The sequence below is a fragment of the Methylohalobius crimeensis 10Ki genome, from assembly GCF_000421465.1.
Lineage (GTDB): Bacteria > Pseudomonadota > Gammaproteobacteria > Methylococcales > Methylothermaceae > Methylohalobius > Methylohalobius crimeensis.
This window is the reverse complement of sequence record NZ_ATXB01000001.1, coordinates 322,703-339,671: the sequence shown is the minus strand read 5'-3', so window position 1 is coordinate 339,671 and position 16,969 is coordinate 322,703. Positions and strand designations below refer to the sequence as shown.

Genomic DNA, 16,969 nt, shown 5'->3' with positions numbered 1-16,969 from the left:
CCAAGGCCGTTGGCATGTCGTTCGTTCATTCAATCATCTTAGCATGGCTGCTCGTCGTCTCCGGCATGGCCGCCGCCATGCCCGAATTGCCCGACATGGGCGCCCCTTCCGACACCGTCCTCAGCCCGGACGAGGAAAAACAGCTGGGAGATGCGTTTTATCGCAACCTGCACCAGCAAGTCCGCATCAGCCAAGACCCGGAAATTCAGGATTATATCGCCTCCCTGGGGGGGCATCTGGTCGCCCACAGCGAAATGGCGGATCGGTCGTTCCATTTTTTCGTCGTGATGGAACCCGAAATCAATGCTTTTGCCGGCCCCGCCGGTTACATCGGGGTCCACAGCGGATTGATTCTGGCGAGCGAATCGGAGGGAGAATTGGCGTCGGTGCTGGCCCACGAAATCGCTCACGTCACCCAACGCCATCTGCAACGGGCGTTCGGGGTCGCCAAGCGAATGACCCTGCCCATGGCCGCGGCTTCCCTGGCCGCCATCCTCCTCGGGACCCAGGTGCCGGAATTGGGCCAGGCCGCCCTCGTCGCCCTGCAAGCCGGGAGCATGCAGCATCAAATCAACTTCACCCGCAAAAACGAGCAAGAAGCCGATCGCATCGGTCTTCGGATTCTGGCCGAGAGCGATTTCGATCCGCGCAGCATGCCCGCTTTTTTCGAACGACTGCAGCAATCGACCCGTTTTTTGGGACGGGACATCCCCGAATTCCTCCGCACCCACCCGGTCACCAGCTCGCGGATCGCCGACACCCGCGCCCGGGCAAACGACTTCCCCTATCACCAATACACCGATTCACTGGGGTATTTACTGACCAAAACCAAACTCAAAGTCCTCACCGCCACCGACCGGGAGGAGCTGGAGAGCGAATTTAAATCTCTGATGGCGCGCGGAACCGATCTGCAGCGCGCCGCGGCTCGCTACGGTCTCGCCTTGACCCGAAAAGCTCAAAATCAGCTCGAATCCAGCCGCCAACTTTTCCTGGAGCTGATGAAGGACTTTCCCGGCCAACCCCAGTTCATCCATGGAATGGCGGAAACCGAACTCGCCCTCAATCAAACCGACAAGGCACTCAGCCGTTACCGAATCGCCCTGGAGCGGTTTCCGGCGTCCTGGGTACTCAAATTGGAATACGCCGGCGCCCTCTTGGATACGGGGCATTTCCAAGACGCCCGGGCACTCCTGCAACCGTTGGTGATCGCACCGGAGAAAGTCCAGCCGATTTTGCTCAAATTATTGTCTCGAACCTACGCCGGGCTTGACAAACAAGCCGAAGCCCAGCGCTACTTGGCCGAATACCACTATGCTTTAGGCGACCTGGACAAGGCGATCGCACACGCCGAACTGGCCGCTAAAATGGCCCGGGAGGATCGCATTCTAAAGGCCGTCGCCGAGGAACGACTGCGTTATTTCCGGGCCGAAGACAAGGCCCGCAAGCGTTAAGCCGCCAGCGACTCCCCCCGCGCCAAGCGCGGCAAATTGCCTTCCAGGCCCATGGCGCGGCGCATCACCGCCAGCCGCGCCGGATACAACCGCTGGGCCAAGTTCAAGCCCAGATTGCGCAGCAGCTTCAAGGGCAGCGAAGCGTTGCCGAACACTCGATAAAACAGATCCATGGCGGTCATCATGGTCAAATTATCCCGCCGCCGCATCGCTTCGTATTCCTTTAATATATCTAGCGAACCGAAATCCTTGCCCTGCCGGTGGGCGGACACCAAAACTTGGGCCAGGGCGGCCGCGTCCAACAGACCGATATTGACCCCTTGACCGGCCAAGGGATGGATCATGTGGGCCGCATCCCCGATCAAGGCCACGCCGCCTTTGACATAGCGCTGAGCGTGTTGGCGCCGCAGGGGAAAACTGCCCCGATCCAGAATTTGCACCACATCTCCCAACTCCCGCGGGAACGCCTCGTACAGCGCATTCAGCAATTCTCCGCTGTCCAGCGCGTGCAGCCGGCGAACTTCCTCCGGACGCTGATACCACACCAAGGAAGCGTGGGGACCGGGGAGCGGCAAGAAGGCCTGGGGACCGTTCTCGGTAAATCGCTGCCAGGTGATATCCTGTTGGCCGTAGGCGGTTTGCACCGTCAAGACCATGGCCGATTGTTCGTAATCCCAGGCGGTCACGCCGATCCCGGCGGCCTGCCTGACTTGGGAGCGCCCCCCGTCGGCGGCGACCAACAGGCGGGCCGCCAGTCGGGTGCCGTCCTCCAATTCGATCTCCGACCCCTCGGCGGAATAATCGATGCGGCGGGGCCTTGCCGGGCACAGCAGATCGATATTGGGGAATTCCTCCAGCCGCTGGAGCAAGCCCAATTGGACCAGACGGTTTTCGATAATGTAGCCCAACTCCGGATATTGAACGTCGCGGCTGCGAAATTCGGTCCCGTCGGTCATTTCCCATACTTTCATGCGCCGAAAAGGACATAGGCGCATGGCGGCGATGGCATTCCACGCCCCCACCACGTCCAGGATTCGGCGGGAGGCGATACTGATGGCGGATACCCGCAAATCGAGCGGTTGTCCGTCCTCGAAAGGCGCCGGGCGACGGTTTTCGATCACCGCCACCTTAAGCGGCGTATCGCCCAGCGAACAGGCCAGAGCGGCCCCCACCATGCCTCCTCCGACGATAATTACATCATAGCGTCCAGTCATGAACTCTTCCTCATAGCGCTATTCGGCCAACGGCGGGCAGCGTACTGATAAGATCCGGGAAAAGCAATCGACATAAAAAACCCGAGAGCGAATGCCGCCCTCGGGTCGCTGCAATCCCCGGCCGCCGAGGCAGACGGTTGCGAAGCTTGATTTAAGCGAACTGCCGGCGCGGCCGGAAGTCGTCCCGAGGACGGGCCTCATTGACACGCAGCGCGCGTCCTTTGAGATCTTGACCGTCGAGATTCTTGATCGCGTCTTCCGCTTCCGAATCCACTGACATTTCGACGAAGCCGAAACCTTTGGAACGGTCGGTATAACGATCCTTGATGATACGTACCGAAGACACATCCCCAAATTGGGAAAACGCATCGCGCAGTTCATCCTCGCTCAACTGATACGGCAAGTTGCCCACATAGATGTTTTTCATTGCTACAACCCTATCGGAAAAGAAACACGCCATTTATCTGCACTGATCGCAAAATCGGCCAATGGCGCGAAAGCCGATGTTACGAGTCCCGGGCTGGCGCCCAAGTTTTTGAATTTGCGCGCACGCCTAGAGCACGACTCAGTCGCCCACGAGGATAGCTCTTGCCATAGACGGAAAAACATCGCGGAGATTGCGCGTAGCGCGTCGAACCTGGATAAGAAGGGAATCAAGGTAAAACGAAATAACGCCGCACCTTGGAAGTGCGGCCGCCCCGGGGAGGGCTTTGGGAACTCCGGTTTAGGTCGGAGTTCGGAGACAAGGAAATCCATAAATCATCAACTCGGTCAGATAAGAGCAAGATTATGAGAGTCGACCGATAAATGCAAGAATTATTTGTGGGAATTGAGCAAAATTTCCTTGGCCCGATTGATTTGGGCGGCGATATAGTCCGAACCGCCCCGATCGGGATGGACTTTTTGCATCAAACGGCGATGGGCGGCGACAATCTCGGCGCGGTTGGCGCCGGGTTTCAACCCCAGGATTTCATAGGCCTCCGCCACCGACCCGGGCATCGAGTCGCGCCCGGCGCGCGCGCTTTCCGACCGCGGCCGTTGCCGCCAGATCCGCTCCAAGGTCGGCCACCACTGAAACAGATGGGGCAGGCCGCGCAGAAGCACCACCCCTGCCGCCCCCAAAACCGGCAGAAGCCAACTGTGGGCCGCCACGGCGAACAACACCAAAAACCCGATCAACGCCATGCCGGCGGGGCCCCGCAATTTGGCGGCCACTTCCCGGGGCGGCGTCCGCATCAACCATCTAAAGCCCCAAATCACCCCGCCCAACACGATTAACAGCAATAATAAGCGAATCATTGTTTTGACCCACGCCATGATCGAAACGAAATGATATAGTACGCGTCCATGACAATCTCCCGTCAACTCACTTTCGGATGGCTGGTCGCACTGACTTTATTGGGCGGCTGCCAAGGTCCGCTGAACAACCCGTACCCGGCTTCGGAACGGAGCCGGGATATTTACTATTCTTCGTTCGCCGAGCGGCCCAAGCATTTGGATCCGGCGGTGTCGTACAGTGCCGACGAATACAGCCTGATCGCTCAGATCTACGAGCCGCCCTTGCAATACCACTACCTCAAGCGTCCCTACACCTTGATTCCCCTCACCGCGAGCAAGATGCCCGAAGTGACCTACTTCGACCCGCAGGGCCGCCCCCTCCCCCCGGACACCCCGGCCGAGGACATCGCCTACAGCGAATATCTGATCACCCTGAAACCGGGCATTCGCTTCCAGCCCCATCCGGCATTCGCCCGCAACGACCAAGGGGGCTTCCGCTACCACCGCCTCAGCGAAGCGGATTTGGAGGGCATCCGCAGCCCGCGGGATTTTCCCCATCAGGGCAGCCGCGAATTGACCGCCCAAGATTACGTCTATCAAATCAAACGCCTGGTTCATCCGCAAATCCATTCTCCCATCGCGGGCCTGATGCAAGAGCACATCGTGGGACTCGAAGCTTTTGCCAAGGAGGTCCAAAGTTACTACCGGGAAAGCCTGACCCAGGCGGAAGAAGCGCCCGGGGAATTCTTCGACGTGCGCCCCTTCCGGATCAGCGGCGTCCGGGTGCTGGGCCGCTATCGCTACGTGATCCGGCTGCACGGCAAATACCCCCAGTTCAAATACTGGCTGGCCATGCCTTTCTTCGCGCCCACACCTTGGGAGGCCGACCAGTTCTACCATCAACCCCCCTTGATCGAACGCAATATCACCATGGACTGGTATCCCGTGGGAACCGGCCCTTATCTGCTGACGGAAAACAACCCCAACCGGCGCATGGTGCTGACCCGAAACCCCAACTTCCACGGCGAAACCTATCCGCAAACGGGGGAAGGCGGCGATGCCGCCCAGGGATTGCTCGCCGACGCCGGCAAAGCGTTGCCCTTCATCGACGAAATCCACTATATTTTGGAACGGGAATCCATTCCCTCCTGGAATAAATTCCTGCAGGGTTATTACGAGGCCTCCGGTATCGGCTCCGACAGTTTCGACCAAGCGATCCGTTTCGGCGGCGGCGGACAGGCGGAACTGACCGACGCCCTCAAGGACAAAGGAATCCATCTGCAAACTTCAGTGGCCCCTTCCATCTATTACCTGGGATTCAACCTGCTCGATCCGGTTGTCGGCGGCTTGAAGGAATCCGGGCGCAAGCTGCGTCAAGCCCTCTCCATCGCCGTGGATTACGAGGAATACATTTCCATTTTCCTGAACGGCCGGGGCGTCCCCGCCCAGGGGGCGTTGCCGCCGGGGATTTTCGGCTATCTGAAAGGACCGGAAGGCATCAATCCTTATCTCTACCGCTGGCAAAACGGCCACCCGCGGCGCAAATCGATCCGGGAAGCCCGCCGACTCTTGGCCGAGGCGGGCTATCCGGGCGGCCGCGACCCCAAAACCGGGCAGCCCTTGCTGCTCTACCTCGATACGCCCGGCGGCGGACCCGACGACAAGGCACGCCTCAACTGGTACCGGAAGCAATTGGCCAAACTGGGCATCGAACTGGTGGTTCGGGCCACCGATTACAATCGATTCCGCCAAAAAATGCGTACCGGCAACGCCCAAATTTTCACCTGGGGATGGAACGCCGACTACCCCGATCCGGAAAACTTCTTTTTCCTGTTCTACGGTCCCAACGGAAAGGTCGAGCACGGCGGGGAGAACGCCGCCAACTATCACAACCCCGAATTCGACCGCCTGTTCGAACGGATGCGCTACATGGACGATACGCCGAAGCGACTCGAGCTGATCCAAAAACTCCAGGCGATCATCCGCCGTGACGCGCCGTGGATGTTCGGCTTCCATCCCAAAAACTTCACTCTGTATCATGGCTGGCTGCACAACGTGAAGCCCAATTTGATGGCCAACAACACCCTCAAATACTTGCGCCTGGAACCGGACCGCCGGGCGAAAGCACGCAGGCGCTGGAACCGGCCGATCTGGTGGCCGCTGGGACTGGTCCTGCTGGGTCTGGTGGCGGCCGGCCTGCCGGCGTGGCTCTGTTACCGCAAACGGATGCAGGCGGGTGCCCGGTCATGACCGCCTATTTGCTGCGCCGGATCTTGCACGCGTTTCCGATCCTGATCGGGATCAACGTGATTACCTTCGTGCTGTTCTTCGTGGTCAACCCCCCCGACGACATGGCGCGCATGCAATTGGGCCACAAACACGTCACCCAAGACGCCATCGACAAGTGGAAGCACGAACACGGTTACGATCTGCCGCTGTTCGTCAACGCTGGCGCGCAAGGCGTGGAGACCGTCACCCGGACGATCTTTTTCCAGAAGTCGGTCAATTTATTTCTGCTGCGTTTCGGGCGCTCCGACAGCGGCCGCGACATCGGCGCCGACATCAAGCAGCGAATGTGGCCTTCCCTGGCCATCGCCGTACCCAGCCTGGTTTTGGGGATGACGGTCAACATCACCTTCGCCTTGCTGCTGGTGTTCTTCCGCCGAACCTATCTGGAGTTTTCGGGACTGACCGCCTGCGTCATCCTGATGTCCATTTCCGCCTTGTTCTACATCATCGCCGGGCAGTATCTGTTCGGCAAAATCATGAAGCTGGTGCCCATCTCCGGCTACGCCGGCGGGCTCAACGCAATTTATTTCATCATCCTGCCGATCCTGGTGGGGGTGGTATCGGGCATCGGATCGGGCGTGCGCTGGTACCGCACGCTATTCCTGGAGGAGATCGAGCAGGATTACGTCCGCACCGCCCGCGCCAAGGGGTTATCGGAACCGGCGGTCTTGTTCCGCCACGTACTCCAGAACGCCTTGATTCCCATTCTCACCGGGGTGGTGGCCCTGCTGCCGCTGCTGTTCATGGGCAGCCTTTTGACCGAGTCCTTTTTCAGTATTCCGGGGCTGGGCAGCTACACCATCGACGCCATCAACCGGCAGGATTTCGCCATCGTCCGCTCCATGGTGTTTTTGGGATCGGCGTTGTATATTCTAGGCCTGGTTTTGACCGACATTTCCTATACACTCGTGGATCCGAGGGTGCGCCTGCAATGACCTGGGTGGTGCTGTGGACCGACGCGCTTTTGTTCGTACTCGCCGCCGCCATCGCCGCGCTGATCGTCTACGCCCGGCGTCAGGAGCACCTTCGCCGGCCGTGGCGCAAAATCGTCCACAACCGGACCGGGATGGCGGCCCTGACCGTATTATTGGCCTTCACCGGCATCGGCCTGCTGGATTCTCTGCATTTCCGCAACGCCGACAACGGCCAGATGCTGAGCCTCTTCGACCGGTGGGTCGAACCCCTTAGGGTCCGGACGGAAAAAACCTATTCCGCCCCATTCGCCACCCATCTTTATTCACGCGAATTCCAAATCGGGTCCGACGGACGCCAAATCTGGACCTATCCACCCCTGAAACACGGCGGCGCCCATCTCGCCAATCCCGAAGATAAATGGGCGGATATCGCTGGCACTGCGCTATTGGGCACCGTCAAGGGATCGGGAATCTGGTTGCTGGGCTGCCTGGCGGTGATATTCCTCCGCCGCCGGACAAGGCCGCCTTCCGACACCGCCCGAAACGGGCTTCCCTGGGTCACTTTGGGGGTCACCACGGCGGCGATCCTGATCGCCGGATTTAGCATCGCCGAATTGAGCCTCAAGTACCACGTCCTGGGAACCGACAAGGTGGGCGAGGACGTGCTCTATCAAAGCCTGAAGAGTATCCGCACCGGCCTGATCATCGGCACCTTGACCACCTTGGTCATGCTCCCCTTCGCCTTGAGTTTGGGGGTATTGGCCGGCTATTTCCGCGGCTGGGTGGACGACGTCATTCAATACCTCTACACCACCTTGAATTCCATCCCCGGCGTGCTCCTGATCGCCGCGGCCATCTTGATGCTCCAGGTCTATATCGCCGCCCATCCGGAACAGTTCGACAACCTTGCGGTACGCGCCGACATGCGCCTGTTCTTCCTCTGCCTGATCCTGGGAATCACCAATTGGACCGGTCTGTGCCGTCTGCTGAGGGCGGAAACCCTGAAACTGCGGGAAATGGATTACGTCCAGGCGGCTCAAGCCCTGGGGGTTTCCCATCCGAGGACGCTGATCCGTCATATTCTCCCCAACGTGTTCCACATCGTCCTGATCTCGGTGGTACTGGATTTCAGCGGCTTGGTACTGGCCGAGGCGGTATTGGCCTATGTCAACATCGGGGTCGATCCCACCACCCAGAGCTGGGGCAATATGATCAACAGCGCGCGCCTGGAGCTGGCCCGCGACCCCATCGTCTGGTGGACCCTGACCGCCGCTTTCATTTTCATGTTCTCCTTCGTGCTGGCGGCCAATCTGTTCGCCGACACGGTCCGCGATGCCTTCGACCCGAGGCGGGCCGAGGAATGAGATCGTCCATTCGCAAATAAACACCATGCCTACTTATCGAACCGTCATCCACCGCGCCCACCTCTCCCCCGACCTGAACGATCGGCTCGCCGCTTTGGGAGCCGTGCAGCGCCGTCCCGATCATCTGCTGCTACGGCATGCCGAGCCGTTGGACTTGGACGGGCTGCGGCGGGAACTGAGCTGCGACGTCAACACCCTGCCCTTGGCGTTCGAGCCGGCGCAAGTCAAACTGGTGGTCACCGACATGGACTCCACCCTGATCGCCATCGAAACCATCGACGAGATCGCCGCGACCCTGAATTTGCGCTATCAAGTGGCGGCGATCACGGAGAAAGCCATGGCGGGGGAATTGGATTTTGCCGCCGCGCTTAAAGAGCGGGTCGCGCTTTTGGAGGGATTGCCGGAAAGCGTTTTGGAAGAAGTTTTCCAGCAGCGCATGAAACCCGCCCTGCAGCCGGGCGCCGCCGCCACCCTGGCCTGGCTCAAGGAACGCGGGATCGCCACGGCGCTGGTATCGGGCGGCTTCACCTTCTTCACCGATCGCCTGCAAAAAATCCTCCCCATCGACCGGGCCCGTGCCTGCGTCCTGGAATCCCGCAGCGGTCGACTCACCGGCCGGCTCGGCGGTACGATCGTGGACGGACAGGGCAAAGCCGAATTCCTCCATGATTTGGTGCGCGAAATGGGCATTGCTCCAAACCAGACGATCGCCGTGGGGGATGGTGCCAACGACGTCTTGATGTTCCAACAGGCGGGAATGGGCGTGGCCTATCACGGCCACCCCATCGCCCGTCGTCACGCCGATGCCCTGATCGATCGGGGGGATTGGCACGATATTCGTTATCTTGTCGCGGCGTCATGAGCGAAACGCTGCTCCACGTCGAAGGTCTGTCCACGCAGTTCCGCCAGGCGGGCCGCACTTTCACCGCGGTGGACGGCGCGGGTTTCACCGTCCGCCGCGGTGAAACCTTCGCTCTGGTGGGGGAGTCCGGTTCCGGTAAATCGATCACCGCCTTGTCGGTGATGCGTCTACTGCCGCCGGACGCTCGCATCACCGCCGGACGGATCATGCTCGACGGCATCGATCTGTTGCAGGTCCCCGAACGGCAGATGAACCGCCTCCGCGGCAAGCGCATCGGAATGATCTTCCAGGACCCCATGACTTCTCTCAATCCGGTAAGAACGGTGGGCGAGCAAATCGCCGAAGTCTTGGTACGGCAATTGGGCGTCCGACGCAAGCGGGTCCGGCAACAGAGCCTGGAACTATTGCGCCAAGTGGGCATCCCCGCCCCGGAACAACGGATCGACACGTATCCCCACCAATTGTCGGGGGGGCAACGCCAACGGGTGATGATCGCCATCGCCCTGGCCGGGGAACCGGATCTGCTCATCGCCGACGAGCCCACCACCGCGCTGGACGTCACCATCCAGGCCCAGATCATGGACCTGCTCGCCAAGATCCAACGCCAACGCGACATGGCCTTGTGGTTGATTACCCACGATCTGGGCTTGGTCGCCGATCTGGCCGACTCGGCGGCGGTGATGCAAAACGGCGCCATCGTCGAAACCTTGGATAAACGGGAAGCCCCGCTCTTTAGCCGCCCCAAACATCCCTACACCCGCCAGCTTCTGGATACCTTGCCTCGCTTGGAAAGCTGCCTCGCCGCGGCGGCGCCTACCGAACAGGCGGCTTCCCCCTTGCTTCAAGTGCGCGATTTCAAGGTGTGGTATCCGGTTCGAAAAGGCCTCTTGAAACGGGTCAAGGACCACGTCCGCGCGGTGGACGGGGTCTCCTTTACCCTCCCCCAAGGGCAGACCCTGGCCCTGGTGGGCGAATCGGGCTGCGGCAAGACCACTTTAGGCAAAGCGCTGTTGCAATTGATACCGCCCACCGGGGGAAGGGTCTATTTCGACGGCCGGGAATTGGAGGGAGTGCCGGTCCGGCAGCGCTGCCGGGCGCTCCAGATCGTGTTTCAGGATCCGTTTTCGGCCATGAATCCGAGAATGCTGGTGGGCGACATCGTGGCCGAAGGGATCCGGTCCTTACGCACCGACCTTCCCGCCAAATCCCATGGGGAACGGATCGAACAACTGCTGAAGGACGTGGGTCTGCCGCCCCAAAGCCGGCTGCGCTATCCGCACGAATTTTCCGGCGGCCAACGTCAGCGCATTTGCATCGCCCGGGCGCTTGCGGTGGAACCCCGGCTGATCGTCTGCGACGAAATCACCAGCGCCTTGGACGTGTCGGTGCAAAAACAAATTATCGAATTGCTGAAGCAATTGCAGCAACGCACCGGGGTCAGCTATCTGTTCATCAGCCACGACCTGGCGGTGGTGGCGGAAATCGCCGATCAGGTGGCGGTCATGCAGGACGGCAAAATCGTGGAGTTGGGGGAAACCCGGCAAGTGCTCTTCTCCCCCCGCCACCCCTATACGGAAAAACTACTGTCGGCCCTGCCGGGCAAATCGCTGTCTCCAACCTCTCCCCACATGAACCAGTACGGTAGGCTGGAAGAGCAACCATCCTAATATCCGCCATCCCGCCCCCCCCAAGGAGGGAAGACACCCTGCTTGCCGGACTACCGCTAGGGTGGTATCAATCTCGGGATTAACTGGTCGAATTAACCAATGCCGCGGTTTGATTCAGATAGACCTTGAGATTTTGGCCCGGATACAGCACCGACTCCAAGCGGTCTCGATTCCAGTCGCGCAAATCCCGCAGGCGCACGCCGAAGCGAAGGGCGATGCGATAAAGGGAGTCGCCTTCGCGCACCGTATAATTCACCCATTGAGGTGCGTTCTCTCCCCCGGCACCGTCCACCCGCAAGCGTTGACCGACTCGCAAAGGGCTGTTCACGCTAAGATCGTTCAAGCGCGCCAATTGGCCGATCTCAACCCCGTAACGGCGGGCAATATCCCACAAGGTATCGCCCCGATGCACCACATGAACCTGGGATCGACGCGACCGGGCTTGAGCCATTTCCACCCGATCCCGGGGACCCATCGGTATCAACAACGCCTGCCCCGGATAAATCAGATCGCCGCGCAGGTGATTGATCTGACGAATCACGCTCACCGTCGCCTGATAATGCCGGGCGATCTCACTCAAGGTTTCTCCCCGGCGAACCTGATAGCGTTCCCAGCGCACCCGCTTGGATTCGGGCAGTTCGGCCAGGTGCTCTTCGAACAGCTCGACCTTCTCCAAGGGCAACACCAGCCGATGGGGCCCTTCGGGGGCGGTGGCCCAGCGCCGGAAACCGGGATTCAAGCGATACAATTCCTCCAAAGGCATCTGTGCCAATTCCGCCGCCAGATTGAGATCGATTTGCGAGCCGACGTTGACGATCCCGTAAAGGGGACGGTTGGGAATCGGATTGAGGGCCATGTCGTATTCTTCAATATGGGCGAACAAACGCGCCACCGCCAGCAATTTGGGCACATAGGCGCGCGTTTCCCGGGGCAAGCGCAGATGCCAGAAATCGGTCGGCTGATGGAGACGGCGATTCCGCCGGATCGCTCGCGCCACCCGCCCTTCGCCGGCATTATAGGCGGCCAGGGCCAAGAGCCAATCGCCGTGGAAGTCGGCATTGAGCTTTTTCAAATAGCGGATCGCCGCACGGGTGGAAGCGTGCACATCGCGGCGCAAATCCAGCCACCAATTTTGCTCCAAGCCGTAGAGCCGGCCGGTGGAGGGAATGAACTGCCACAATCCGGCGGCCCGGCGCCGGGAATAAGCATCCGGCTGGAATGCGCTCTCCACCACCGGAAGCAAGGCCAACTCACCCGGCAAGCCGTTGCGTTCGATCGCTTCCACGATGGTGTAGAGGTACGGCCGCGCCCGCGCTTGAACGCGATCGACATACTCCGGATGCTCGGCGTACCATTGCAATTGCTGGTCGATGCGGGGATGATCCGTCTCCGGCAATCGATAAAGCGAGAACAAGCGGGTCCACAAATTGTCTTTTGATGGAGACGGTTTTTCCGGTTGTTTTTTCGGAGCGCTGCGATCCGCTTCGCGCAGGTTGACCCGCAAAGTAACGGGCGACGCCTCCGCGGCCGGGGCGACCTGACGGCTCGGCTTGACCGGCTGTTGACCGCAACCGGTCAAGCCCCCCGCCGCAACCAATGAAAGCAGGATGACAAAACGCGCAAACCTTAGCATTATTTCCTCCCAAAATGCCCGGCGATCCTAATTGACCGGACTTTCCATTATTATAATTGCAAACTCCGATGCTTGCCGATGCCTAGCTATCGACCGTTCCATTCACCCCGCCGCGCACTTCGCCGTTGGTATCGAACCCCTCTGGGGCGTCGCTTGCGGCAACTGGAGGCGACCTATCTCAACCGCGCCATCAAAGTACCTTATTCATTCACTTTGGTGCAATTGGGTTTGCTGGGATGGGAGAAACGTTACCTGGACCCCGGTTACTTGCCCCAGTTTTGCATTGTCGACGAATCCCCCATCACCCCGAACCTTCCGGTGATCCGGGCGCAAATGGATTCCCTGCCTTTGGCGTCGGAAAGCATCGATGTCTTGATCTTGCCCCATACCCTCGAATATGCTTCCGACCAACACCAACTCTTGCGGGAAGCCGAAAGGATACTGAAGCCCGAAGGACAATTGCTGATTCTGGGATTCCACCCCTGGAGCTTCTACCGGCTATACCGTTGGCTTCCGGGCAATCGTCACGACGCTCCCTGGCGCGGCCGCGCGGTGAGTCGACTCACCCTCATGGACCGGTTGAATCTGCTCAATTTCGCCGCCGAGGTCGGCGCTCAATTCGACTTTAACGCGCTGCATTCGCCGTCTCGCTGGAATTGGCTGCATCTCCCCGGCGCGCCTCTGTGGACAGTGGGTTACGCGGTTCATGCCATCAAGCGCACCTACACCGTCATTCCCATCACCCCCACCGCGGAAAAATGCCCGGGCTGGGTCCCGGGAATCGCTTCCACCGCTCAAAGAAGGACCGATGACTCAAAACATCAATCTGGTTGAAATCTATACCGACGGCGCCTGTCGCGGCAACCCGGGACCGGGAGGCTGGGGCGCGCTGCTGCGCTACAGGAACCGGGAACGCGAACTGTACGGCGCCGAGCCTCATACCACCAATAATCGAATGGAGCTGATGGCGGCCATCTCGGCCTTGGAAAATTTAAAGCGCCCGTGCCAAGTTCTGTTGAGCACCGATTCGCGCTATCTGAAACAAGGCATCACCGAATGGTTGCCCAATTGGATCCGGCGGAATTGGAAAACCGCCGCCGGCAAACCGGTCAAGAATATCGACCTCTGGCAGCGCCTGGTCGAGGCCGCCGAACCGCATCAAATTCAATGGGAATGGGTCCGGGGCCACAGCGGCCATCCGGAAAACGAGCGCGCCGACCAATTGGCCAACCGCGCCATCGACGAAATGCTAAGCTGAAGTCAGGAGAATGCTTATGCGCCAAATTGTTCTGGACACCGAAACCACCGGCCTGGAACCCGAAGAGGGTCATCGCGTCATCGAAATCGGGTGCGTCGAACTGATCGACCGCCGCTTGACCGGCAACCGCTTCCACGAATATTTGGATCCCGAGCGGGAAATCGACCGAGAGGCGATCGAGGTGCACGGCATCGACAACGCCTTTCTCGCCGACAAGCCCCGGTTCACCGATATCGCCGAAAATTTTCTCCGCTTCATTCAAGGGAGCGAAGTGGTTATCCACAACGCCCCTTTCGACGTCGGCTTCATCAACGCGGAACTGAAACGTCTGGGACCGCAGCTGGGCCGCATGGAAGACCACGCTTCGATTCTCGACACCCTGGTCCTGGCCAAGCGCATGCATCCGGGGCAGCGCAACAGTCTCGATGCCTTGTGCAAGCGCTATCAAATCGATAATCGCCATCGCGATCTTCACGGCGCGCTCCTGGACGCGGAGATTCTGGCCTCGGTGTATCTGGCCATGACCGGCGGCCAAACCACCCTCGGCCTGGAAGGGGATTCGGCATCGCAATTCAGCGAAGCGGGAGCAGGTAAACCTCAACTCGCCCCCCGAAAAATCGACCGCCGAAACCATGCGGCATTGAAAGTGGTGAGCTGCCCGCCGGAGGATTTGGCCGCCCACCGAGAACGGCTCGAAGCCATCGACAAAGCCAGCGGCGGCAATTGTTTATGGCATAAGCCCTAGCTAATCCACCCCTTTTTAAGCTATCCTACTTTCGCTCCTTGAGGAGAGGTGGCTGAGCGGTTGAAAGCACCGGTCTTGAAAACCGGCGAGGGGCGACCCTCCGTGGGTTCGAATCCCACCCTCTCCGCCAAGTAACGAACAATAAGACGACGATAGGAAATGATCCGGGTATTGATTGCGGACGATCACGAACTTGTTCGCAGCGGCATTCAATATATTCTCGATGCCGATCCGAGGATCGCCGTGGTTGGCTTGGCCGGCAGCGGTGAAGAAGCTCTGAGCCGGGTCGATGAACTTCGTCCCGAGATCGTCCTGATGGATATCCACATGCCGGGAATCGGCGGATTGCAAGCCAGCCAAAGGCTCAGACAACAGCATCCGGATATCAAGATCATCGGGCTCAGCGTCTGCGACGACGGGCCCCTTCCCCGCAGCCTTTTGAAAGCCGGCATCCACGGTTACATCTCCAAAAACTGTCCTCCCGATGAGATGATCACCGCCATCATGACCGTATACGAAGGGCAAAGCTATCTCAGCTCGGACGTGGCCGAACATCTAAGCGCCAGTGATTGCAAGAAAACCGGCTCCCCGTTCGACCAATTGTCCTGCCGGGAAATGGAAGTGGTGGTCATGACGCTGCAGGGCAAGCCCATCCAATCGATCGCCGCGGCCCTGAAAGTCAGCCCCAAAACCGTATGCACCTATCGTTACCGAGTCTTCGACAAACTGGGAGTCGGCAACGATGTGGAATTGACGCGTCTGGCGACCAAATACAACTTGCTAAACGGCATTCTCAGCTAAATAATAAATACATTGCCTCGGTGGTGGAATTGGTAGACACACGGGACTTAAAATCCCGAGGAGGAAACTCCGTGCCGGTTCGAGTCCGGCCCGAGGCACCATTTCAGCTGAAGACCGCCGCGATCCTTTCCTCTCCTTTAGCATAAACGCCAACTACCCACTAAATATCGTTTCCTTGAACCCCCCATTCCACCTATGGCATGATCAAAAAGTTTTTTCGGGTCCATCCGCCTGAGGACTGGACATTTCGACAATCTTTATAAAAAATCAAAGGTAACCTACGAATGGCAGGTCGCAATCATCTCTATGTCCCCGGCCCCACCAACGCGCCGGACTCCGTACTCAGCGCCATGCATGTGCCGATGGAGGACCATCGGGCACCGGATTTCTCGGAATTGGTCAAGCCGCTGCTGGAAGATCTGAAAAAAGTCTTCCGCACCGAAAAAGGCCAAGTTTTTCTCTTCCCCGCCACCGGCACCGCCGGGTGGGAAGTCGCCATGACCAACACTTTATCGCCGGGCGATAAAGTGTTGTCCTACCGCTTCGGTCAATTCAGTCATCTGTGGATCCAGTCGGCCCAACGCATGGGGCTCGACGTGGAATATCACGAAGTGCCCTGGGGCGAAGGCGTGCCTTTGGAGCATCTGGAACAGCGCCTCCAAGAGGATACCAACCATGAAATCAAGGGGCTGTTGATTTGCCACAACGAAACCGCCACCGGGGTCACCAATGACCTGGCGGCCATTCGTCGTATCCTCGATGCCACCGGTCACCCAGCCCTATTCATGATCGACGGGGTCAGCTCCATCGGCAGCATCGAGTTCCGCATGGACGACTGGGGCGTGGACGTGGCCCTGACCGGTTCCCAGAAAGGCTTCATGCTGCCGGCCGGCAACGCCTACGTCTGCTTCAGCCCCAAGGCCCTGGAAAAACGCCATACCGCCAAGTGCCCGCGCAGCTTCTTGAATATCGAGGACCAGATTCAGGCCAACCAAACCGGCTACTTCCCCTACACCCCTAACACCTCTATGCTCCACGGCCTCCGCCAGGTACTGAATCTGCTGTTGGCCGAAGGCATGGACAACGTCTACGCCCGCCACCACCGGCTGGCCGAGGGCGCGCGGCGCGCGGTGCTGGACGGCTGGGGATTGACCCTCTGCGCCCGGGATCCCAAGTGGTATTCGGATTCGGTTTCCGCCATCGTGGTGCCGGAAGGTTTCGACGCCCGGGACGTGATGCACGTCGCCTACAACCGTTACAACCTGTCCCTGGGGGGCGGTCTTTCGGAAGTGGCCGGCAAGGTGTTCCGGATCGGCCATATGGGCGACCTCAACGAATTGATGCTGGCCGGCGCCATCGTCGGCGCCGAGATGGCGATGCGCGACGCGGGCATCGATCTCAAACCCGGCAGCGGCATTACCGCGGCGATGGAATACTGGCGCGACACCGCGCCGCCGGTGCCGGGCAAATAAACCGTTCCGCCCGACTCGAGC

The 16,969-nt window shown here is 59.7% G+C and carries 15 protein-coding genes and 2 tRNA genes; 13 read left to right on the top strand and 4 right to left on the bottom strand.

Annotation, left to right across the window (positions count from 1 at the left end):
• The first annotated feature begins 14 nt into the window (after positions 1–14).
• Positions 15–1,451 (top strand): M48 family metalloprotease, encoded by a 1,437-nt coding sequence (locus H035_RS0101835; RefSeq protein ID WP_040574313.1) that lies wholly within the window; start codon positions 15–17, stop codon positions 1,449–1,451.
• Here H035_RS0101835 and H035_RS0101830 read toward each other — a convergent pair.
• The 3 genes from H035_RS0101830 to H035_RS0101820 form a co-directional block, all read right to left on the bottom strand.
• Complete coding sequence (locus H035_RS0101830; protein ID WP_022947307.1) at positions 1,448–2,665, bottom strand: UbiH/UbiF/VisC/COQ6 family ubiquinone biosynthesis hydroxylase; 1,218 nt, start codon at positions 2,663–2,665, stop codon at positions 1,448–1,450. The genes H035_RS0101835 and H035_RS0101830 overlap by 4 nt on opposite strands.
• A gap of 151 nt (positions 2,666–2,816) precedes the next feature.
• The gene (locus H035_RS0101825) at positions 2,817–3,092 is read right to left on the bottom strand and encodes an RNA recognition motif domain-containing protein (RefSeq protein WP_022947306.1); all 276 of its coding nucleotides are present in this window, start codon (positions 3,090–3,092) and stop codon (positions 2,817–2,819) included.
• 389 nt (positions 3,093–3,481) lie between these two features.
• Positions 3,482–3,964, bottom strand: a complete 483-nt coding sequence (locus H035_RS0101820; RefSeq protein WP_022947305.1) for a DnaJ domain-containing protein — start codon at positions 3,962–3,964, stop codon at positions 3,482–3,484.
• Between the two features lie 48 nt (positions 3,965–4,012).
• Between H035_RS0101820 and H035_RS0101815 the strand changes: the two genes are divergently transcribed.
• Genes H035_RS0101815 through H035_RS17715 form a run of 5 tightly spaced genes read left to right on the top strand, consistent with a single transcriptional unit; the run spans position 4,013 to position 11,039 of the window.
• The gene (locus H035_RS0101815; protein WP_022947304.1) at positions 4,013–6,193 is read left to right on the top strand and encodes an ABC transporter substrate-binding protein; all 2,181 of its coding nucleotides are present in this window, start codon (positions 4,013–4,015) and stop codon (positions 6,191–6,193) included.
• The gene (locus tag H035_RS0101810) at positions 6,190–7,167 is read left to right on the top strand and encodes an ABC transporter permease (RefSeq protein WP_022947303.1); all 978 of its coding nucleotides are present in this window, start codon (positions 6,190–6,192) and stop codon (positions 7,165–7,167) included. Before H035_RS0101815 ends, H035_RS0101810 begins: the two co-directional genes overlap by 4 nt.
• Positions 7,164–8,510: an ABC transporter permease gene (locus H035_RS0101805; protein ID WP_022947302.1), complete on the top strand. Its 1,347-nt coding sequence runs from the start codon at positions 7,164–7,166 to the stop codon at positions 8,508–8,510. Before H035_RS0101810 ends, H035_RS0101805 begins: the two co-directional genes overlap by 4 nt.
• Before the next feature lie 25 nt (positions 8,511–8,535).
• A complete protein-coding gene (gene serB, locus H035_RS17720; RefSeq protein ID WP_022947301.1) occupies positions 8,536–9,372 on the top strand; it encodes a phosphoserine phosphatase SerB in 837 nt (278 codons plus the stop codon).
• Positions 9,369–11,039 carry an ABC transporter ATP-binding protein gene (locus tag H035_RS17715; protein ID WP_022947300.1) on the top strand — a complete coding sequence of 557 codons (1,671 nt, stop codon included), beginning with the start codon at positions 9,369–9,371 and terminating at the stop codon, positions 11,037–11,039. The genes serB and H035_RS17715 overlap by 4 nt, the downstream gene beginning before the upstream one ends.
• Before the next feature lie 79 nt (positions 11,040–11,118).
• Here the strand turns inward: H035_RS17715 and H035_RS0101790 are convergent, their stop codons facing one another.
• Positions 11,119–12,672: a LysM peptidoglycan-binding domain-containing protein gene (locus tag H035_RS0101790; RefSeq protein WP_022947299.1), complete on the bottom strand. Its 1,554-nt coding sequence runs from the start codon at positions 12,670–12,672 to the stop codon at positions 11,119–11,121.
• Positions 12,673–12,750: 78 nt separating this feature from the next.
• Here H035_RS0101790 and H035_RS17710 point away from each other — a divergent pair, with 78 nt between their 5' ends.
• From H035_RS17710 to H035_RS0101755, 7 genes are all read left to right on the top strand, one after another.
• Positions 12,751–13,506: a class I SAM-dependent methyltransferase gene (locus H035_RS17710; RefSeq protein WP_022947298.1), complete on the top strand. Its 756-nt coding sequence runs from the start codon at positions 12,751–12,753 to the stop codon at positions 13,504–13,506.
• The gene (rnhA, locus tag H035_RS0101780; protein ID WP_022947297.1) at positions 13,481–13,930 is read left to right on the top strand and encodes a ribonuclease HI; all 450 of its coding nucleotides are present in this window, start codon (positions 13,481–13,483) and stop codon (positions 13,928–13,930) included. Before H035_RS17710 ends, rnhA begins: the two co-directional genes overlap by 26 nt.
• A 16-nt stretch (positions 13,931–13,946) precedes the next feature.
• Positions 13,947–14,675 (top strand): DNA polymerase III subunit epsilon, encoded by a 729-nt coding sequence (dnaQ, locus tag H035_RS0101775; protein ID WP_022947296.1) that lies wholly within the window; start codon positions 13,947–13,949, stop codon positions 14,673–14,675.
• A 42-nt stretch (positions 14,676–14,717) separates the two neighbouring features.
• A tRNA-Ser gene (locus H035_RS0101770) sits at positions 14,718–14,805 on the top strand.
• 29 nt (positions 14,806–14,834) lie between these two features.
• Positions 14,835–15,476 carry a response regulator gene (locus tag H035_RS0101765; protein WP_022947295.1) on the top strand — a complete coding sequence of 214 codons (642 nt, stop codon included), beginning with the start codon at positions 14,835–14,837 and terminating at the stop codon, positions 15,474–15,476.
• 14 nt (positions 15,477–15,490) lie between these two features.
• Positions 15,491–15,577 (top strand) — tRNA-Leu (locus H035_RS0101760).
• 183 nt (positions 15,578–15,760) lie between these two features.
• On the top strand, positions 15,761–16,948 hold the full coding sequence (locus tag H035_RS0101755) for an aminotransferase class V-fold PLP-dependent enzyme (RefSeq protein ID WP_022947294.1): 1,188 nt from the start codon (positions 15,761–15,763) through the stop codon (positions 16,946–16,948).
• Positions 16,949–16,969: the final 21 nt, after the last annotated feature.